We start from the raw sequence: 17,833 nt of genomic DNA on the forward strand, positions 1-17,833 counted from the left end.
AAGTTAAATATTTTCACTGTTTGAAGTTTTGCTGCAAATGCAGCAGGCGTTGAACGCAAACTGATGCATTTGCAACAACTGGCGGTTTTACCCCCTCGCCGACGCCCTTGGACAGCGGTATGGTTTTCTTCCCCTACCCCGCAGGAGTGATTCAGATGCAAAGCCACGGCCCAACCCTTGTCGATCCCGCATCGATAGCTTTTCAAAGCGTGCTTGACCGCCTTGCGCCCACTGACGCCACGGTGCTGATCGTCGGGGAAACCGGCACCGGGAAAGAGGTGGTGGCGCGCTATCTGCATCATCACAGCCTGCGGCGTAATGAGCCTTTTTTGGCGGTTAACTGCGGGGCATTGACCGAAAGTCTGGCGGAGTCAGAACTGTTCGGGCATGAGAAAGGGGCGTTTACCGGCGCGACGGAGCGCCATCAGGGCTGGTTCGAGGCGGCCGAGGGCGGCACGCTGCTGCTGGATGAAATTGGCGAGCTGAGCCTGCCGCTGCAGGTCAAACTGCTGCGCGTGTTGCAGGAGCGCGAGGTAACGCGGGTCGGCTCGCGCAGCCCGGTCAAAGTGAATGTGCGGGTGATTGCCGCCACCCACGTCGACTTAACCCACGCCATTCGCGAGCGGCGCTTTCGCGAAGATCTCTATTACCGCCTCAATGTGGCGGCCGTCACCCTGCCGCCGCTGCGCCAGCGCCGGGAAGATATCCCGCTGCTGGCAGAGCACTTTCTGACCCTCTACGCCCGCCGTCTGGGGCGACCACAGCTGCGGCTGGCCGACGACACCCTCGACCAACTGATGGAATACCCGTGGCCTGGCAATGTCCGCGAGCTGGAAAACACCCTGCACAACGCGGTCCTGCTGAGTAGAGATCCGCTGATCACCCCGCGCCAGTTAAGGCTCGGCCCGGTGGGTATCGACCACTTGCCGACGGGGCAAGACGGGCTGGATGAGTTTATGCGCCAGCAGCTTACCCGCCAGCAGGAGCAGAACAGCGACAACCCGCTGTACCAACGCGTGATTGACGCGCTGGTGCGCAACGCCTTTGAGCTGAGTAACAGCAATCAGCTGCAAACCGCCGCCCTGCTTGGCGTCAGCCGCAATACCCTGCGCACCCACCTCGGGCATCTCGGGTTGATTAAGGCCCGGCGAAGCGTCACCGGCCTCGGCCCGCGCGGCGTGACCGAGCGCCCGCAGCACGAGCGCGAAGTGCGCATTGGTTATCAGAAGTTTGGCAATCTCGGCATTTTAAAAGCCCGCCAGTCGCTGGAGGCGCAGTTCGCCGACCGCGATATCAGCGTGTTGTGGAGTGAGTTCCCCGCTGGCCCGCAGCTGCTGCACGCGCTGAATAACCGCGAGATCGATTTCGGCACCACCGGCGAAGTGCCGCCGGTATTCGCCCAAGCCAACGGCAGCATGCTGACCTACGTGGCGTGGGAACCCGCTGCGCCGCAGAGCGTGGCGCTGCTCGTCGCGCAGGACAGCCCGATTGTTTCTATTGAAGATTTGCGCGGTAAGCGCATCGCGGTGAATAAAGGCTCCAATGTGCATTATCTGTTAGTGCAGATTTTGGATGAGGCCGGGCTGACGCTTGACGACGTGCGGGTGGTCTACGCGCCGCCGAAATATCCGCTGACGCCGAGCGACCATCACGCCGTGGACGCCTGGATGATGTGGGATCCGCTGCTGAGCGACGCCGAGCACGGCGGCAAGCTGCGGGTGATCGCCAACGGCAGTGGGCGGGTCAACAATCACCAGTTTTATCTGGCACACCGCGAGTTTGCGGCTCGCTCGGCGGACCTGCTGCACACCCTGATGCGCGCGCTGGAGCAGACCGGGCGCTATATCGACGCCAACCGCGAAGAGGCCGCCGCCCTGCTCTCCGACGAGCTGGGGCTGGAAACCAGCTCGCTGCTGCACGCGCTGGCGCGGCGCAGCCACCAGACCCAGCGCATGGACTTGGGGATCATTCGCGACCAGCAGGCCATCGCCGACCGTTTCTACGCGCTGGGGCTGCTGCCTCGCGCCATTAAAGTGCGCGACGCGGTGTGGAACCAGTAGCGCGGCGGTAAGCAAAAAATTCGCAAAGCTTAGGTTTTATTCTCATTAAGCACTTTTTTCAGCCTTTGCTATGTTCGCTGACATAATCCGGTTACCAGAGAAACCTCATGAAAAAATTACTGCTCAGCGGCCTGAGTGCCGCCATTCTGCTCGGCTCTTTCAACGCGGCATGGGCCGAAGACGCCCCGAAAACCGTCAATATTGGCTATCAGAAAGCCAATATTTTCGCCCTGCTCAAGTACCGTGGCACCCTCGACAGCGACTTCAGCAAACAGGGGATTACCGTGCGCTGGGTGGAATTCCCGGCTGGCCCGCAGATGCTCGAAGGGCTGAACGTCGGCAGCATCGACTTAGCCGCCACCGGCGACGCGCCGCCGACGTTCGCTCAGGCCGCCAAGGCGGATTTAGTCTATCTGGCGCACTCACCGGCCAACCCGCAAACTGAAGCCATCGTGGTGCCGGAGAACTCGCCAATCAAAACCGTGGCGGATTTGAAAGGCAAGCGCGTGGCGCTGAACAAGGGTTCTGACGTCAACTATCTGCTGGTCAGCGCGCTGGAAAATGCCGGTTTGAAATATAAAGACGTGACCCCGGTTTACCTGCCGCCAAGCGATGCCCGAGCGGCATTTCAACGCGGCGCGGTGGATGCATGGGTGATTTGGGACCCGTATCTGGCCGAAGTGGAAACTCATGAAAAAGCGCGCTTGGTGAAGAATGCCGAAGGTTTGGTGCCGCACTACACCTTCTATCTCGCCAGCCGTAAGTTTGCCGACACCTATCCGCAAACCGCCGAAAAAGTGGTGGACGAGCTGAAACAGCTGAGCGACTGGGCGAACAAAAACCCGGACGGCGCGGCGGATATTTTGTCGACATCCACCGGTCTTGATAAAGCCATCTGGGCCAAAGCCGTCGCCCGCATGCCGTTTGGCGCCGAGCGCATGACCCCGGAGGTGTTCAAAGAGCAGCAAGCTCTGGCCGACAAATTCAGTGAAATCGGCCTGCTGCCGGTCAAAGTGAATGTCTCTAGCGCCACCTGGTCGCTGGATAAGAAGTGAGTTAGAGGTTAACTCAGCCCCTCAGCGATTTTGGCGACACGCCAAACTTCTTGCGGAACGCGACGGAGAAATGCGCGGGGCTATAACCCACTTGATAAGCGGCGGTGGAGACGCTCACGTCCCCCGCCGTTAACATTTGCCATGCCGTTTGCAGGCGCAGCGATTGCAGATATTCAAACACGCTTTCCCCAAACAGGCGGCGAAAACCGACCGTCAGCTTGCGGGTGTTCATCCCCACGGTGAGCGCCAACTCGGCGAGCGTCGGCGGATTGAGCATCCGCTCACTCAACAGCAGTTTGGCGCGATTTAGCTTGTCGATATCCGCCGAAGAGAGGCGCAGCAGGTCGTTTTCCGTCAGCGCGGGAGGGGCTGCAAAGGCGTCCAGCGTATAGGCGATGATCTCCAGCGCTTTGCCAGACAGATAGAGCGCCCGCGAAATCCCCTGCAGCGGGCAGCTGGCGACCTGAGCGCGCAGGGCTTTAATCGTCGGCGAGGACGCCATCACCATCAGCCTTGGGCCGGTGAATGTTTCCAGCTGGAAAGCGTGCTGAAGTTGCTGCTGCACCTCAACCGCCAGCCGGCTGTCGATAGCCGACGGCGAGAGCGAAATCGCGGTATGCTCCAGCACCCGCCCCGGCTCAAAGCGCTGCATCCCTTCACTCTCACCTTGGTTCCACACCGCACAAAGACAGGGGCCGCTAATGCGCTGGCTGCCTGATGCGCCCGGCAACTTACAGAGCAATTCGCCGCGATCGACAATAATGATTTTCAGCCCCTGCTGGAGACGTTCGGTTTCCCATTCCCCGTTCTGCGGGCAAATTGAACCACTGCTAAAGGCAATCGAACCCTCAAAAATGGCCTCATTGGCCGACTGACCCACTTCGCCGCTGCTGTTTTTCATCTGACGACCTGTTGAAAAGGGCGGGAGACGCCGCCGCAAGTTGTTGCTAATAATTCTTATTCTCACATTATCAGCCTTTGCCTTGCACTTCCAGATATCGCGCGCCAAGGCGCTACACGCAAGGTTCCCAAGGCTATTTATCGAAAGAAAGAGTTCCGCCAGCGAAAGCCTTCGCCATTGCCAGAAAAATCCTCAGGGTGAGAATAGCCAGCGCTGAAATAATTCTCATTCGCCTTGGAGATAACCGGTGTTAAAGCATAAAAAACATAAAATGACTCTTTTGGCCGCGTGCGTTGGCGCAAGCTCGCTGGCCGTTTCTATACCAGGATGGGCACAAAATAGCGGGGAAGAAGAGACGCTGACCGTCACCGCCGACGGCAGTTCGGCGCACGGCGAAGGCTATGTGGCGAAACAGAGTAAAACCGGCAGCCGAACCAACGCGTCGGTGCTGGCAACCCCGCAGTCGCTGAGCGTGATTGGCCGCGATGAGCTGACCGATCGCAACGTTCAAACCACCACCGAGGCGCTGCGCTATACGCCGGGCGTGTTCGCCTCGACCTCCGCCGTCAGCTCAAGGTTTGACTACTTCAGCCTGCGCGGATTCGACGCCACGCTGAACGGCGCGCTGCTCGACGGCCTGCGCTCCACCACCGCGCAATCCTATGTGCGCTATCAGCCCTATGGACTAGAAAGTATCGACGTGCTGCGCGGCCCGACCGGTTTTCTCTACGGCGTCGGCTCGCCGGGCGGCGTGGTGAATGGCATCAGCAAGCACCCTACCGCACAACCGCTGCACGAAGTGGGCGTACAGGTGGGCAATCACGACAGATATCAGGGGCAGTTTGATTTCTCCGGACCGGTCAATGATGACAAAACCCTGCTCTACCGGCTGGTCGGCGTGGGTCGCGACAGCAACACCCAGTTTAAAAACGTGCCGGATGACACCGGATACATAGCCCCTTCCCTGACCTGGCAGCCCGACCGCGATACCACGCTGACCCTGCTGACCTCCTTTAGTCGCGACAAGTTTGGCCCGCCGCGCAACTTCACGCCGATTTACGGCACCCTGCTGAGCAACCCGAACGGCAAGCTGCCACGCGATGTCTATCTCGATAACAGCGGGCTAGACAATCACATGAACCAAACCAACATCGGCTATGAGTTTGATCACCGCTTCGACGACGTTTGGTCATTCCACTCCGCCAGCCGCTACACCTCTAACGACCTGCTGACCCAAACCTGGTCGGGTACCCGACTGGCGGCGGACATGCGCACCCTGAACCGCGCAGCCTATGAGTTTGGTATTAAAGGCAAAGTGTGGGCCACGGACAATAATGTGAAAGCGCACTGGGACGCGGGTTCGGTGACCGGAACCACGGTACTCGGCGTGGGTTATCGCCGCACCGGGGAGGATTACTATCTGAATTACGGCGCAGCGCCGTCGGTGGACATTTACCACCCGACCTACGGGGGTAATTTCTCCGCCGCGACGCCTTTCACCTCGACCTATCAAAAAGCCGATGAAACCGGCGTCTATTTGGGCAACACGCTGGCGCTGGCCGAGCGCCTGATGCTCGACCTGTCGGCACGCGAGGATTGGGCCTCGGTCAGCACCGATAATCGGCTGAAAAGTACCTCAACCAGTCAGGATGACCACCACTTCACGTGGCGAGCCGGGCTGACGTGGCTCACCGACAGCGGCGTCGCGCCCTATGTCAGTTACACCACCTCGTTTGCGCCGGTTCTTGGCACCAATTTCTATGGTGAAACCTTCAAACCTACTACCGGCAAGCAGATTGAAACCGGCGTGAAATACCAGCCAGACAGCTTTGACGGGCTGTTTACGCTGGCGTGGTTCAACCTCGAGCAAAATAACGTTTCCACCACTGACCCTAACAACAACCTGAATACGGTGCAGACCGGGCAAGTGACGTCGAAGGGGATTGAAGCCTCGGCCGCCGCCAATCTCACTCCGGCCATGAAGGTTATCGCCAGCTATACCTGGAATGATTTGGAAACCACCAAAAGCACGGTGGCGGGCGCACAGGGCAAGACGCCGACCGGCATGCCGGAGCAGATGGCTTCTCTTTGGGCTGATTACAGCATTCAGCAGGGGCCGCTCACCAGCCTCGGCTTCGGCGCGGGCGTGCGCTACGTCGGCAAAACCTGGGCAGATACCAACAACAGCATTCGCGTGCCGGACTACACCCTGTTTGATGCCGCCTTGCACTATGACCTTGGCGAACTGGACCGCTCGCTGCACGGGGTAAAACTGGCGGTTAACGCTAACAATCTGTTTAACAAAGATTATTACTCAGGTTGCGGCACCACCAGCTGTAGTCAAGGCTTTGACCGCACGCTCACCGCAACCGTCAGCTATCGCTGGTAAGGAACAGAAGAATGACCCGATTGAAATCACTCATGGCGCTGGCGGCCTCGCTGCTGTTTATCGCCAGCTTTACCGCCGCCGCCGCCGCGCCCATCACCGTGACGGATATGCTTAATCGCAGCGTGACGCTGCCTGCTCCCGCCAAGCGCATTGTGCTGGCGGAAAGCCGCCATATCATCACCTTGGCCTTGCTGGAAAAGGACCCGCTGGAGAATATCGTCGCGTGGGGTACCGACCTGCAACGCTACTCCCCTTCCACCTTCGACACCCTGAAGCAGCGTTTTCCACAGGCAGCAACGGTGCCGGAAATCGGTGATCTGAACAGTGGGACCTTTTCGATGGAAGCGGCCATCGCCGCCAAGCCGGATCTGGTGATTTTCACCCTGTATGGCCGCATCCCCGAGGGGCTGAATAAGCTCGACGCGGCGCATATTCCCTATGTTTTCGTCGACTTCTTCCGCCGTCCGCTGATCAATACCGTGCCGAGCATGTTGATGCTCGGCAAGCTTCTCGACCACCAGCCGGAGGCCGAAGCCTTTGCCCAGTTCTACCAGCAGCATATGGATAACCTCGCCCAGCGGCTGGCCAACCTGCCGCGCCCGCTGGTGTTTTTCCATCTTAATCCCGGCGGGGATGACTGCTGCTTTACCTCCGGCACTGGCAATATGAGCGATTTTATCGCGGCGGCGGGCGGGCGTAATTTAGGTGCAGAAGCGCTGACCAGCGGCATTGGTAAGTTGAATCTGGAATACGTGCTGGCGAAAAAGCCGGACTTTTATCTGGCCGGCGGTGGATCCACCGTCACCCGCAAAGGGCTGCTGGTTGGCCCTGACGTCACGCCGGAGCAGAGTGCGCGCTCGCTGCAAGCCATCATTGAGCAGCCGACCCTCGCCAGCCTGTCGGCAATTCGCAATCAGCGCGCGGCGGGGATCTGGCTGTTCTTCTTCGACAACCCGCTGTTCTTTGTGGGCGTTGAAGAGATGGCAAAAATGTTCCACCCAAGCGCCTTTGCCGAGCTGGATCCTGCTCAGACGCTGGATGAAATAAATCAGCGCTTTCTGGCCTTCCCGCTGCGAGGCACTTTCTGGAGCGGCCCGGCCCAATGAGAGCACCGGTTAAGGGATTAACAGCTTCACTCCTGCCGCCACTGGCGCAGGCGATCACCATCAATGTGGCGGTGATCGCCTGTTATCTCGCTCAGGCCGGGCTGACGGCTCTGCTGCTACACAGGTTAATGATGGCAGGAAGTTCGGCCAGGATAGCCACTCCCCTCATGCTGTTGGTGGGCGTGATAGCCCTTCGCGCCGGGCTGTTGTGGCTAAGTGAAATCGCGGCCCAGCGGGTGGCGGCAACCTGCAAAACGGTATTGCGCCGACGCTTACTGCAACAATTAACGCGCTTCGGGCCGGGAATTGGCTTAGTACATAAGGTCGGTGACTTACAGGCCACGGTGATTGGCGGCGTTGAAGCCATAGAAAGCTACTACAGCCGCTACCTGCCTGCCGCCTGGACCGCCCTGCTCGGCTGCGGGCTGGCGCTTGGCGTGATGGTCTGGATTGATTGGCCCTCGGGCTTACTGCTGGCGCTGTTTGTGCTGGCTTTCCCGCTGCTCGACTGGGGATGGATGCGCTGGCAGAGGCCGCAGGCAACCGGCGTTTTTGCCGCAATGGGCGTCTTTAGCAACCGGCTGCTGGATGCCCTGCAAGGGCTAGCCACGCTGAAAGCCTTTGGCGCATCGCCGCGCTGGCGGGCAAAGCTGGCGCAGGACGCCGCCGAGCTGCGATGCGCGTCGATGGCGACGCTAAACGTCACGCTAATGCGCGGCGGCATCACGCGCTTAATCACCCTTAGCGGCATTGCGCTGGTGCTGGCATTCAATGCCTGGCGCGTCGCCGGGCAGCAGCTCTCGCCGATGGTGTTACTGCTCACCCTGTTTCTCGCCCGCGAGGCGTTTCGCCCGCTGGGTAAGCTGGAAAATGCCTTTCATACCGCATGGGCTGCCAGCGGCGCGCAGGGGCCTATTGCCGAGCTATTGTCCCTCCGCCCGCCGGTTGCTGATCCTCTCCAGCCTAAGGCGCGCGCCGACAGTTATTCACTTAGCGTCGATAAGCTGTCATTTACTTATCCGCAGGGCCAGCCCGCGCTGACTGATGTCTCTTTTCGCATTGAGGAACAGCAGTTCGTGGCGATAGTCGGGCCGTCGGGTGCCGGTAAATCCACCCTGATGGCTCTGCTGCTGCGCAGCTTCGACCCGCAGCTGGGGGCTATTAGCCTCGGCGGCGTGGATATACGCCAACTCGAGCTTCAGGCCCTGCGGCAAAGCATCAGTTTAGTATCGCAAGAGGTGTTTCTGTTTCACGGCTCGATTGCCGACAACCTGCGCATTGCCAAACCCGATGCCAGCGACGAGGAGTTAGCCACCGCGGCGCGAGCGGCGCAAATTGCCGATTTCATCGAACAATTGCCGCAGGGTTATCAGACGCAGGTTGGCGAGCGCGGGGCGCAGCTCTCCGGCGGCCAGCGCCAGCGGTTAGCCATTGCCCGCGCATTGCTTAAAGATGCGCCGATTTTACTGCTCGATGAAGCCACCGCCAGCATTGATAGCGACAGCGAACGGGCGCTGCGCCAAGCCTTGTCGCAGTTTCGCGGGCGGCGCACGGTGATTGCTATTGCCCATCGGCTCGAAAGCATTCAACACGCGGATCTGATTCTGGTGTTCGACAAGGGGCGACTGGTCGAACAGGGTCAGCATCCGCAACTCAGCGCCAACGGCGGCTGCTATGGCCGCCTGCTCGCCGCACAGGAGGAGATGTTATGAGCACGAAGCAGACCGAAATGTGGGGACTTGTCCGCCTGATGAAAGGCCAACAGGGCCTATTGGCGCTCACCCTGTTGGCGGGAATAGTGGCACAAAGCGGCACGCTGGCGAGCATCGCGCTGGCGGCGTGGCTCACTGGCTGCGCCATCGTTACCCCCTCCGTCAGCGGCTTAATCCCCATTATTGGCTGGATGTTGGGCCTGGTGCTGTTGACCGCCGCGGCGCGCTGGCTGCAGAGTTGGTCGTCCCATGATTTGGCTTTCGCCCTGATTGAGAAGCTACAGATAGGGATTTTTGACGGGCTAGAACGCGCCGCGCCGGGCAGGCTGCTGGGGCAGCGCGTTGGCGATCTGGCCTCGATTGCGACTCACGATGCCGAGCTAATGGAGCGTTTTTATGCCCATACGCTGGCAGATTATGTCGGCGCGGTCATCGTCCCGCTCGCCGCGCTGGCTGTGCTGTATGGCATTCATCCGCAACTGGCGTTAGTCGTTTCCCCTTTCCTGCTGCTGATCGCGAGCGTGCCACTATGGCTATCTCGGCTCGCGGCGCATCAGGGAAAGCAAGTGATGTCCCAGTTCGGGCAGCTTAATGCCGACACGGTCGAATTTATTGCCGGGCAGCGCGAATTGGCCGTCTTCGGCCAAAGTGAAAATGTGGTTCAGCGGCTGGTGCGGGACACTCAGAATCTCAGCAAAGCCCAGTGCCGATACGGCTCGCGCAGTGGTCTGGAGCAGGCGGCAATTGACCTGCTGAGTGCCTCGACGTTGGTGGCGACGGTGTTATCAGCCGGCCATTTATTGGCGCAGGGCCAGCTTGAAACGCTGATGCTGCCGGTGGTGCTGGTGCTCAGCGTCGGCGCTTTGCTGCCTATCGTCGACGTCACCCAGACCGCCAGCCAGTGGGGGGAGTTGCGCGCTGGCGCAGCCCGGATTTTAACCATTATGCAGCAGTCGGCGCAGGTCCGTGATGAAGGCAAGGCATCGGCCCCGGTTGAGAAATCCCTGCGCGTCGAGCAGGTGAGCTTTGCCTATGACCGCCATCAAAAGGCCGTTCTGGATAAGCTAAGTTTTGAAGTGAAAAGCGGAGAAATCGTCGCGCTGAGCGGCGCGTCGGGCGCGGGCAAAAGCACCTTAACCCACCTGCTGTTGCGTTTTTGGGACCCGGACAGCGGCGCGATTTTCATTGGCGATCGCGACATTCGCACTCTGCCACTGGCGACGCTGCGCCAACTCGTCTGCTGGGTGCCGCAGGATGTCTATCTTTTCGCCGGAACGATTGAGGAAAACATCCGCCTTGGTTGCCCGCAGGCCAGTCAGGCGCAGGTAGTGGAAGCCGCGAGATTAGCGCAGGCAGATGCCTTTATTCGCACCTTGCCGCAGGGCTATAAAAGCCAGTGCGGCGAAGGCGGCAAGCAGCTTTCCGGCGGCCAGCGGCAGCGCATTGCCATTGCCCGCGCGCTGCTGACCGAAGCGCCGATTTTGATTCTCGACGAAGCCTCTTCCAGCCTGGATAACCCTAACGAGCTGGCTTTCCAGCGGGCGCTTGAGAGCCTGCGCCACCAGCGCACTATCCTCCTTATCGCCCATCGCCCGGCAACGCTTCGCCGGGCGGATCGGGTGGTAAAAATGGAGAACTCGCGGGCCAGTTGAGGGTTAACGGATTTCGACTTCCGCCTCGATTTCTACCGGGATATCAAACGGCAGTTCCGCCAGCCCCACGGCGCTGCGGCTGTGAGCGCCAATCTCTGGACCGAAGACGCGCAGGATAACGTCGGAGCAGCCGTTAATCACCGGCGGCAGACGGTTGAAGCCCGGCGCGGCATTGACCATGCCGAACAGGCGATTCCACGCCACAATTCTGTCCAGTGAGCCAAGTTCGCGGTGCAGGCTACCGAGAATCGATAGCGCGGTGAGCTGCGCCGCTCTGTAGGCCTGCTCCTCGCTCACTTCCCGCCCGACTTTGCCAAGCGTGGTATACAGCGAGCCATCGGCATTTTGCGGCCCGTGCCCCGACACGTAGGCGCGGTTATTCACTATCCGCACGGCTTTGAACGGGAAAACCACGCCCGGAGGCGGAACCAGCTCTGGCGGCAAAACCCAACCAGCGTCTTCTAATGCCTGATAAATTTTAGACATGATGATCCTTTTAGTTGCTACATCTGGGGTTGATATTGCTAAGGCGAAGCGTGCTAATTCTTATCAAGATAACGTTAATTACGCCGAAAAGAAGCCGCCGAGTGTGAACAAATATTTGCCGCCACTGTTCGTTAGTTTTTTTAATCCACTGTTATAGCTGGTTTTTCCCCAGACGCTTTAGAATGCAGCCCATCGGCCCAAGAGCCGTATCTCAAGCAAGGACACTTGGCCCGCTAGCAGTGCGGGCTTTTTTTGGGTTGGGTTTGAGCGCGTTGATGGAGGGTTTACCAGAACTTCCACCAGACTTTCTTATTTGATGAAGTCTTCGCTGGCTGTTCTTCATTTGCAGAGCAAGACTCTGCCAGTAATAGTCTCCCCTGCTCAAGGGCTTCGTTAGCCGGAATCGACTGACCGACCTGCGGGTCGACCAACCAACCTTCGCTAAGTTGTGCCAACACGCCTGAAGCAATTAACGCAGAGATCATCTCGATCGGGTTACTTCCAATGGAAAATACCACGGTAAAATCGAGGTCTGAGGGAAGACCGGACTCTTCGATTTCCTCACGATCACACTCTGCAAAAGTAAGTTCAAAGCCCGAGACCTTGCCGTCTACCGGGCAAGGTAAAAAACCACCAAACGTCTCTATATCAAAATCCGCGTCCAAATCGACGGCAAAGCCCGCATCATGAATCGCCTGACGCCACTGCTCAGGAGAAGGCATATTGCTGCGTTTTAAATAAACGCTTAAGTCATAAGACATTTAATGGCTCCGGTTGGGATGGCTCAGGATATCCCCTGATCAATATTCTCAATTTCATGTGCAGACAAGTCTCTCCAATGCTCCCGGCAAATACCGAAGTAAGTCTCGGATGAATAGAGTGCCTCACCCAAAGAAAGAAATAGGTGGTCTCCTTCCACTATGCCTGCGTCATAATTTTGATAGCGGATTTCCAAATAAATAATATCCCCGTCCTCACCCATCATGCCAAAAAGAACAATAGCCGTAACCTCTGGGTGATATTCGTTTTGTTTTTGACTATATGCCATTAAGTATTGTGGAACTGTCTTGTTCATGATCAGACCCAATATAAGAAAGAGTGAGGCTTACGGGCGGAGTCCTTTCCACCACGTACTTACTGGCTTAAAAGCCGCTGAAAATAATCGTTATCTTTGCTAGTGATCTCTGGATGTAGTTTTAATAACCCCTGTATTTCATCTTTTTGCGCCTCTTTTGGCTGAGCACTAAAGCGGTTAATTCTCCTTTCACTGCGTAGTAATGTTTCTTGAGCGAATTCAGCCTTGTTCGTTTTAAGATTGCTCAGTGAGAAAATGATGGCGTCCCAAATGTTCAAACGATAAGTCAAACTAACACAGAGTTGTGTATGCTTAGGAGAAGGCGCGGCATCAAAACAGTGCTGCAACATATTCAACGACACATAAAGCTTTAATTTCACAATCTGCTGATTGGCGTATTTTGCAATGGGGTAAACAGGATGAATCAACGCATTCAGCAGGTGCTGTTTTGCCTCCTCTTGCTGATAACGAACCACCACGCGCAATGCGATTTTCACCATTTTCGGCTGCTGGCTTTCAAGATGATTTAAGGCAAGCTCAAGAGTATGAACATATTTCTGCTCACTTAACCCCAACAGCGCAATCCCCCTTTGGGTGACAGATTTTGATTCATCATTAAACGCTGCTAAATAAAGCTGAGTCGCAGACATTCCCTGAGCATCAACCAAGTTTGCCGAGCGCCTGCGCACTATTTCATTCCGATCAAACAACAATTGCAGTAACAACTGCGGATGAACAACCAGGTTCTTTTCCATCACAACATTGAGCGCCAACTGCTTGATGGCGGCATAGTTGTCACACAGCATCTTATTGACGATTTCCACTGAGAGTTTATGCGGACTCTGCAGCAATGCCTCAACCGCTGAACGCCTCAGAAGGACATCATTGTGGTCCTCAACCCTTAGGTAAACCTCATCTTCAGCCAAAAGCTGACGGTCAAGCACGACTTGTAAACAAAGGCGAGCAACTTTGTTGGTTGGTAACGTTAGCCCCAAAATGAGCATCTGCCTATTTTCGAGCTGGCATAGAAACTCAATGATTTCATTAATTAACTTTTGGTGATCATCACGCTCGCCATTTAGCAATTTGTATAAATCAGGCAGACAATTCACTAAATCAGCGGCATATATTGGTTGCATAAAATGCCTAATGCTTTGACGCGCGGCATCCCGTACCTGCCAAGCCCAGTCATTTGCTCGATGAATCAAATAAGGCAATGCCACAGCGCCCTGCATCATACCTAAACAAGTCACCGCATGCTGCCGGATATGGCCATTGTAGTGATAGGTTAATCTTCCCAGTCGCGTAATCGGGTCCATGTCACGCTGCTCGGGAAACCAGAACTCCCAATTTTTGGGTTCTGCCATCAATTTATCTATTTCACGCAGTAAGGTGCGCAAATTTAAATCTAAGACATCAAGGTCCGTTCGCTGGGAAGTAAAACTCACTTGTGGGAGCGGCTTTACCTCCTCCACCATTGGCCAAACTAACTCTGTTACCGATGGCTCTATCGACTTCTTACCCAATATCTTCTTTAACCATGGCATCATTTTATTGATCCTTTTAATCGACATTCTGCGGGGCATTGCTACCCATGACTGTGCGGTATAACAAAGCATCCAGAGCCTGCGCATCTCGCTTTCGGCTGTCTTCAAGTGGCACTCTCTGCCTATCCGATGCCAACTGCTGCTCGATAAAAGCGTGTATTTTCGGCATTCTCTGGCCGTATTTCGCCTCACCTACCTGCTGCTTTAACTCCAGCAACTGGCTGATTTCGTCCAGCAGTTCGCAGTCTGTCACCGTACCGGCCACCAGCTGGTCGAAGGCTATCGGCGGCAAGCCTTTCCCGGCTTCCAGCCACTGCACGGCTAACAGAGGGCGCAGAACGTAGAAGTACTTTTTGAGCCGCACCTCCTCCCCTTGTAAATAGCCGCGAAAGTTTTTCCGCGCCATCGAGTAATAGTGCCAGCGCGCTTTTTCAGCAGAAAACCAATCCGGCACCACCGACTTTAGGGCGTCGAGAGTTGACGGATCTTGCTCATACACTATCGGCGAGACCAGCCATTCGAGTAAGGTTGGGTTGGCCCCTTTCAGCAGTCCGAGGGCTTTACGCCACTCCCAGCCGCACAGGTCCAACTCAGCGTTTATTGGCATCTCTATGACATCGCGCGCCTCGTCCACTCGCAAATACCATTCGGGCTGATGGACATACAAAAAGCGAACGTCGTAATCACTGTCGGGAGAAGCAAACCCCCAGGCCCGGCTGCCCGACTCACAGGCATACAGTACTCGCACGTTGTAGCGTTTTTCTATGTCACGCAGCGCCTGCTGAACGCGGTCGCGCATCTCGGCGCTCACGCCATTTAATCCCGTTTTCATTTTCTTTTATCCTTTTACACACACCACTTGGCGCAGCGTGTGAACAATTTCAACCAGCGATGACTGCGCCGCCATAACGGCATCAATGTCTTTGTAAGCCATGGGAATTTCATCAATGACATCGCTGTCTTTGCGGCATTCCACATGCGCCGTGGCGCGGATCTGGTCTTCAATGTTGAAGCGTTTTTTGGCCGCCGTGCGGCTCATGGTGCGGCCTGCGCCATGGCTGCATGAGCAGAAGCTCTCTTCATTACCCAAGCCACGCACGATAAAACTCTTCGCCCCCATCGAGCCGGGAATGATCCCCATTTCGCCCTTTTGCGCCGATACCGCCCCTTTACGGGTGATCAGCACCGGCTGGCCAAAATGGGTTTCCTTCTGCACATAGTTGTGGTGGCAATTCACCGCCTCCTGATGTGTAGCAAACGGCTTGGTGACAATGCGCGACAGGGCCGCCAGCGTGCGTTCCATCATCACTTCACGATTACGGCGGGCGAAGTCCTGCGCCCAACCTACAGCTTCCATGTAATCATCAAAGTGCTGGCTTCCCTCTTCGAAATAGGCGAGATTGCGATCCGGCAAGTTGGCGATGTGCTGCTGCATATCCTGCTGAGCCAGTGTAATAAACAGCGTGCCGATGGCATTACCCACGCCGCGCGAGCCGCTGTGCAGCATCACCCACACCTGCTGGGACTCATCCAGACAGATTTCAATAAAATGGTTGCCGGTACCAAGTGTTCCAAGATGCAGATAATTATTAGTTTTCAGCAACTGCGGATATTTATCTGTCAGACGCGCAAAGCGCGGAGCCAGCTCCGCCCAGTGCGGATTAACTTCCTGCGGCGGCGTTTCCCACGCGCCCTTGTCTCGTTTCGAACGGGTTGAAGTGCGCCCGTGGGGCACGGCTTGCTCAATAGCGCTGCGCAGCCCGGAGAGATTATCCGGCAAATCACTGGCGACCAGCGAAGTGCGCACGGCAATCATGCCGCAGCCAATATCCACTCCCACCGCGGCAGGAATGATCGCCCCACGCGTCGGGATCACGCTGCCAATGGTTGAGCCTTTTCCCAGATGCACATCCGGCATCACCGCCAAATGTTGAAAGATGAATGGCATCTGCGCGGTATTCAATAATTGCTGACGCGCCTCAGGTTAGACCGGGACGCCGTTGGTCCACATTTTTATAGGCGCACCGTTGGCCTGTGCCATAAGTTGGTGATCCATCACAAGTTTGTTCGCCATTTTTATTACTCTTTTTGTTGGTTTGGGTGCTATCACTAGTGCGAATTGCGTGCCAAACTCGTTCCGTCTGGGTTATTTATCGACAACATTTTGAAAATACTCAATAAAATATTATCTGCGCGTGCATAGCCAACGCATGCCCAAGACTTTATTCTTATCCTATAAGATAAAAGATTATTTATAGGGATAAGATGAAATCTAATGTCGTCATTGGCGTGTTGGGCACGACGCTCGACAAGCGCGGCAAACGTCAAAACCGTTGGACCAAATGGCGCCCGACGGTAGGGCTATGCCAACAACCCGATCTGCGGGTTGATCGTCTGGAGTTGCTCTACCAGCCGCGCGACAGGGGTATGGCCGAGCAACAGCTTGAAGACATCGCAAAAATCTCTCCGCACACCGAGGTGGTGCTGCACGAAGTCGAGCTAAGTGACCCTTGGGATTTCGAAGTGGTGTATAACGCCTTTCTCGATTTCTCCAGCCGCTATCCGTTTGATACAGAAAATGAAGAGTATCTGGTGCACATCACCACCGGCACCCACGTGGTACAGATCTGTTGGTTCCTACTGACCGAGGCACGCTATCTTCCCGCGAGGCTATTACAGACAGCGCCGGGGCCGAAATCCGACACGCCAAGGCCGCAAGGCATCTACTCGATTATCGATCTGGATCTCAGCCGCTACGCCACCCTGACCAGCCGCTTTTTGCACGAGCAGCAGCGTTCGGTCTCTTTTCTGAAGTCAGGCATTGAGACGCGCAATAACACCTTTAATAACCTGATCGATCAGATCGAGCGCGTGGCGTTGCGCTCCAACGCGCCGATGCTACTAACTGGGCCGACGGGTGCCGGTAAATCATTTTTAGCCCAGAAAATTTTCGAGCTGCGCCAGTCGCGTCATCTGGTGGAAGGCCGTTTAATCGCAGTGAACTGTGCCACGCTGCGCGGCGATAACGCCATGTCGACGCTGTTCGGGCATGTGAAAGGGGCATTCACCGGCGCGCAGCAAGCCCGCGCGGGTCTGCTGCGCGAGGCCAACGGCGGCGTGCTGTTCTTGGATGAAATCGCCGAGTTGGGGCTGGATGAGCAAGCCATGCTACTGAAAGCCATCGAAGAGAAAACCTTCTTGCCCTTTGGCTCTGACAAAGAGGTGAGCAGCGATTTTCAGCTGATTGCCGGGACTCACCGCAATATGGCGGAATGGGTAGCCGCCGGGCGTTTTCGCGAAGACTTATTTGCACGAATCAACATGTGGACCTTCCGCCTGCCGGGGCTGACAGAGCGCCGCGAAGACATTGAACCCAATATCGATTTCGAGCTGCAACGCTTCTCTCGCAGCCAAAAATCGCAGGTGCGTTTTGATAAAGAGGCGCGGGCATTTTATCTGGCGTTTGCCTGCTCGCCGCAGGCGCTGTGGCGCGGCAACTTCCGAGAACTCAGTGCCTCTATTGCCCGCATGGCGACGCTGGCCGATCAGGGGCGAATCAACCAAGCACTGGTCGAAGAGGAAATGGAACGCCTGCGTCTACACTGGCAGCAAGGCCAGCCAGCGGCAACAGCCCCCAAGCTGTCACATCTCGACCTGTTCGATCAGCGCCAGATGGAGACGGTAATTGAAGTGTGCCGCAGCTCAGCGTCGCTTTCTGAGGCGGGAAGACGGCTGTTTGCCGTGTCGCGGGAACAGAAGAAGCAGCCTAACGACGCCGATCGACTGCGCAAATATTTGACCCGTTTTGGCCTGACGTGGGATGAAGTGCGCGATTAACAGAACACTCCCC

The 17,833-nt window shown here is 56.7% G+C and carries 13 protein-coding genes and 1 pseudogene; 7 read left to right on the plus strand and 7 right to left on the minus strand.

The features are described from left to right. Positions 1 to 155 precede the first annotated feature (155 nt). Both ACT3RT_RS09465 and ACT3RT_RS09470 read left to right on the plus strand, forming a co-directional pair. Positions 156 to 2,060: an aliphatic sulfonate ABC transporter substrate-binding protein gene (locus tag ACT3RT_RS09465; RefSeq protein ID WP_496202863.1), complete on the plus strand. Its 1,905-nt coding sequence runs from the start codon at positions 156 to 158 to the stop codon at positions 2,058 to 2,060. 107 nt (positions 2,061 to 2,167) lie between these two features. After that, positions 2,168 to 3,115: a sulfonate ABC transporter substrate-binding protein gene (locus ACT3RT_RS09470; protein ID WP_100937870.1), complete on the plus strand. Its 948-nt coding sequence runs from the start codon at positions 2,168 to 2,170 to the stop codon at positions 3,113 to 3,115. A 13-nt stretch (positions 3,116 to 3,128) separates the two neighbouring features. Here ACT3RT_RS09470 and ACT3RT_RS09475 read toward each other — a convergent pair whose 3' ends face one another. After that, entirely contained in the window at positions 3,129 to 4,016 is an 888-nt protein-coding gene (locus ACT3RT_RS09475; RefSeq protein WP_485901802.1) for a helix-turn-helix domain-containing protein, read from the minus strand. A 271-nt stretch (positions 4,017 to 4,287) separates the two neighbouring features. Between ACT3RT_RS09475 and ACT3RT_RS09480 the strand changes: the two genes are divergently transcribed. The 4 genes from ACT3RT_RS09480 to ACT3RT_RS09495 are packed head-to-tail and all read left to right on the plus strand — an operon-like array spanning position 4,288 to position 10,875. Continuing rightward, positions 4,288 to 6,405: a TonB-dependent siderophore receptor gene (locus tag ACT3RT_RS09480; protein WP_485901804.1), complete on the plus strand. Its 2,118-nt coding sequence runs from the start codon at positions 4,288 to 4,290 to the stop codon at positions 6,403 to 6,405. An 11-nt stretch (positions 6,406 to 6,416) separates the two neighbouring features. Next, a complete protein-coding gene (locus ACT3RT_RS09485) occupies positions 6,417 to 7,511 on the plus strand; it encodes an ABC transporter substrate-binding protein (RefSeq protein ID WP_496202864.1) in 1,095 nt (364 codons plus the stop codon). Further along, on the plus strand, positions 7,508 to 9,223 hold the full coding sequence (locus tag ACT3RT_RS09490; protein WP_353501177.1) for an ABC transporter ATP-binding protein/permease: 1,716 nt from the start codon (positions 7,508 to 7,510) through the stop codon (positions 9,221 to 9,223). The genes ACT3RT_RS09485 and ACT3RT_RS09490 overlap by 4 nt, the downstream gene beginning before the upstream one ends. Further along, on the plus strand, positions 9,220 to 10,875 hold the full coding sequence (locus ACT3RT_RS09495) for an ABC transporter ATP-binding protein (protein WP_496202865.1): 1,656 nt from the start codon (positions 9,220 to 9,222) through the stop codon (positions 10,873 to 10,875). The genes ACT3RT_RS09490 and ACT3RT_RS09495 overlap by 4 nt, the downstream gene beginning before the upstream one ends. Positions 10,876 to 10,878: 3 nt before the next feature. On the opposite strand, the gene ACT3RT_RS09500 is transcribed toward ACT3RT_RS09495, so the two are convergent. The 6 genes and pseudogenes from ACT3RT_RS09500 to ACT3RT_RS09525 all read right to left on the minus strand — a co-directional run bounded on the left by ACT3RT_RS09500 (position 10,879) and on the right by ACT3RT_RS09525 (position 16,039). Then, on the minus strand, positions 10,879 to 11,361 hold the full coding sequence (locus ACT3RT_RS09500; RefSeq protein ID WP_353501175.1) for a RidA family protein: 483 nt from the start codon (positions 11,359 to 11,361) through the stop codon (positions 10,879 to 10,881). Between the two features lie 284 nt (positions 11,362 to 11,645). Beyond that, entirely contained in the window at positions 11,646 to 12,122 is a 477-nt protein-coding gene (locus ACT3RT_RS09505; protein ID WP_496202866.1) for a hypothetical protein, read from the minus strand. A 23-nt stretch (positions 12,123 to 12,145) separates the two neighbouring features. Next, the gene (locus tag ACT3RT_RS09510; RefSeq protein ID WP_496202867.1) at positions 12,146 to 12,436 is read right to left on the minus strand and encodes a hypothetical protein; all 291 of its coding nucleotides are present in this window, start codon (positions 12,434 to 12,436) and stop codon (positions 12,146 to 12,148) included. A 59-nt stretch (positions 12,437 to 12,495) separates the two neighbouring features. Continuing rightward, the gene (locus ACT3RT_RS09515) at positions 12,496 to 13,986 is read right to left on the minus strand and encodes a HEAT repeat domain-containing protein (RefSeq protein WP_496202868.1); all 1,491 of its coding nucleotides are present in this window, start codon (positions 13,984 to 13,986) and stop codon (positions 12,496 to 12,498) included. A gap of 13 nt (positions 13,987 to 13,999) precedes the next feature. Further along, positions 14,000 to 14,815, minus strand: a complete 816-nt coding sequence (locus ACT3RT_RS09520) for a nucleotidyltransferase domain-containing protein (protein WP_496202869.1) — start codon at positions 14,813 to 14,815, stop codon at positions 14,000 to 14,002. 6 nt (positions 14,816 to 14,821) lie between these two features. Then, positions 14,822 to 16,039: pseudogene (locus tag ACT3RT_RS09525) on the minus strand (RtcB family protein). 209 nt (positions 16,040 to 16,248) lie between these two features. Here ACT3RT_RS09525 and rtcR point away from each other — a divergent pair. Next, positions 16,249 to 17,820, plus strand: a complete 1,572-nt coding sequence (gene rtcR, locus ACT3RT_RS09530) for an RNA repair transcriptional activator RtcR (RefSeq protein WP_496202870.1) — start codon at positions 16,249 to 16,251, stop codon at positions 17,818 to 17,820. The last annotated feature ends 13 nt before the right edge of the window (positions 17,821 to 17,833 follow it).

The organism is Ewingella sp. AOP9-I1-14, from assembly GCF_052375995.1.
Lineage (GTDB): Bacteria > Pseudomonadota > Gammaproteobacteria > Enterobacterales > Enterobacteriaceae > Ewingella > Ewingella allii.

What these genes read in the sequence shown, in the direction of transcription:
- ACT3RT_RS09480 (WP_485901804.1), top strand. Translation starts at nt 4,288, where the DNA reads ATGACTCTTTTGGCCGCGTGCGTTGGCGCAAGCTCGCTGGCCGTTTCT.
- ACT3RT_RS09515 (WP_496202868.1), bottom strand. Translation starts at nt 13,986, where the DNA reads ATGATGCCATGGTTAAAGAAGATATTGGGTAAGAAGTCGATAGAGCCA.
- ACT3RT_RS09475 (WP_485901802.1), bottom strand. Translation starts at nt 4,016, where the DNA reads ATGAAAAACAGCAGCGGCGAAGTGGGTCAGTCGGCCAATGAGGCCATT.
- ACT3RT_RS09465 (WP_496202863.1), top strand. Translation starts at nt 156, where the DNA reads ATGCAAAGCCACGGCCCAACCCTTGTCGATCCCGCATCGATAGCTTTT.
- rtcR (WP_496202870.1), top strand. Translation starts at nt 16,249, where the DNA reads ATGAAATCTAATGTCGTCATTGGCGTGTTGGGCACGACGCTCGACAAG.
- ACT3RT_RS09495 (WP_496202865.1), top strand. Translation starts at nt 9,220, where the DNA reads ATGAGCACGAAGCAGACCGAAATGTGGGGACTTGTCCGCCTGATGAAA.
- ACT3RT_RS09485 (WP_496202864.1), top strand. Translation starts at nt 6,417, where the DNA reads ATGACCCGATTGAAATCACTCATGGCGCTGGCGGCCTCGCTGCTGTTT.
- ACT3RT_RS09510 (WP_496202867.1), bottom strand. Translation starts at nt 12,436, where the DNA reads ATGAACAAGACAGTTCCACAATACTTAATGGCATATAGTCAAAAACAA.
- ACT3RT_RS09500 (WP_353501175.1), bottom strand. Translation starts at nt 11,361, where the DNA reads ATGTCTAAAATTTATCAGGCATTAGAAGACGCTGGTTGGGTTTTGCCG.
- ACT3RT_RS09490 (WP_353501177.1), top strand. Translation starts at nt 7,508, where the DNA reads ATGAGAGCACCGGTTAAGGGATTAACAGCTTCACTCCTGCCGCCACTG.
- ACT3RT_RS09505 (WP_496202866.1), bottom strand. Translation starts at nt 12,122, where the DNA reads ATGTCTTATGACTTAAGCGTTTATTTAAAACGCAGCAATATGCCTTCT.
- ACT3RT_RS09520 (WP_496202869.1), bottom strand. Translation starts at nt 14,815, where the DNA reads ATGAAAACGGGATTAAATGGCGTGAGCGCCGAGATGCGCGACCGCGTT.
- ACT3RT_RS09470 (WP_100937870.1), top strand. Translation starts at nt 2,168, where the DNA reads ATGAAAAAATTACTGCTCAGCGGCCTGAGTGCCGCCATTCTGCTCGGC.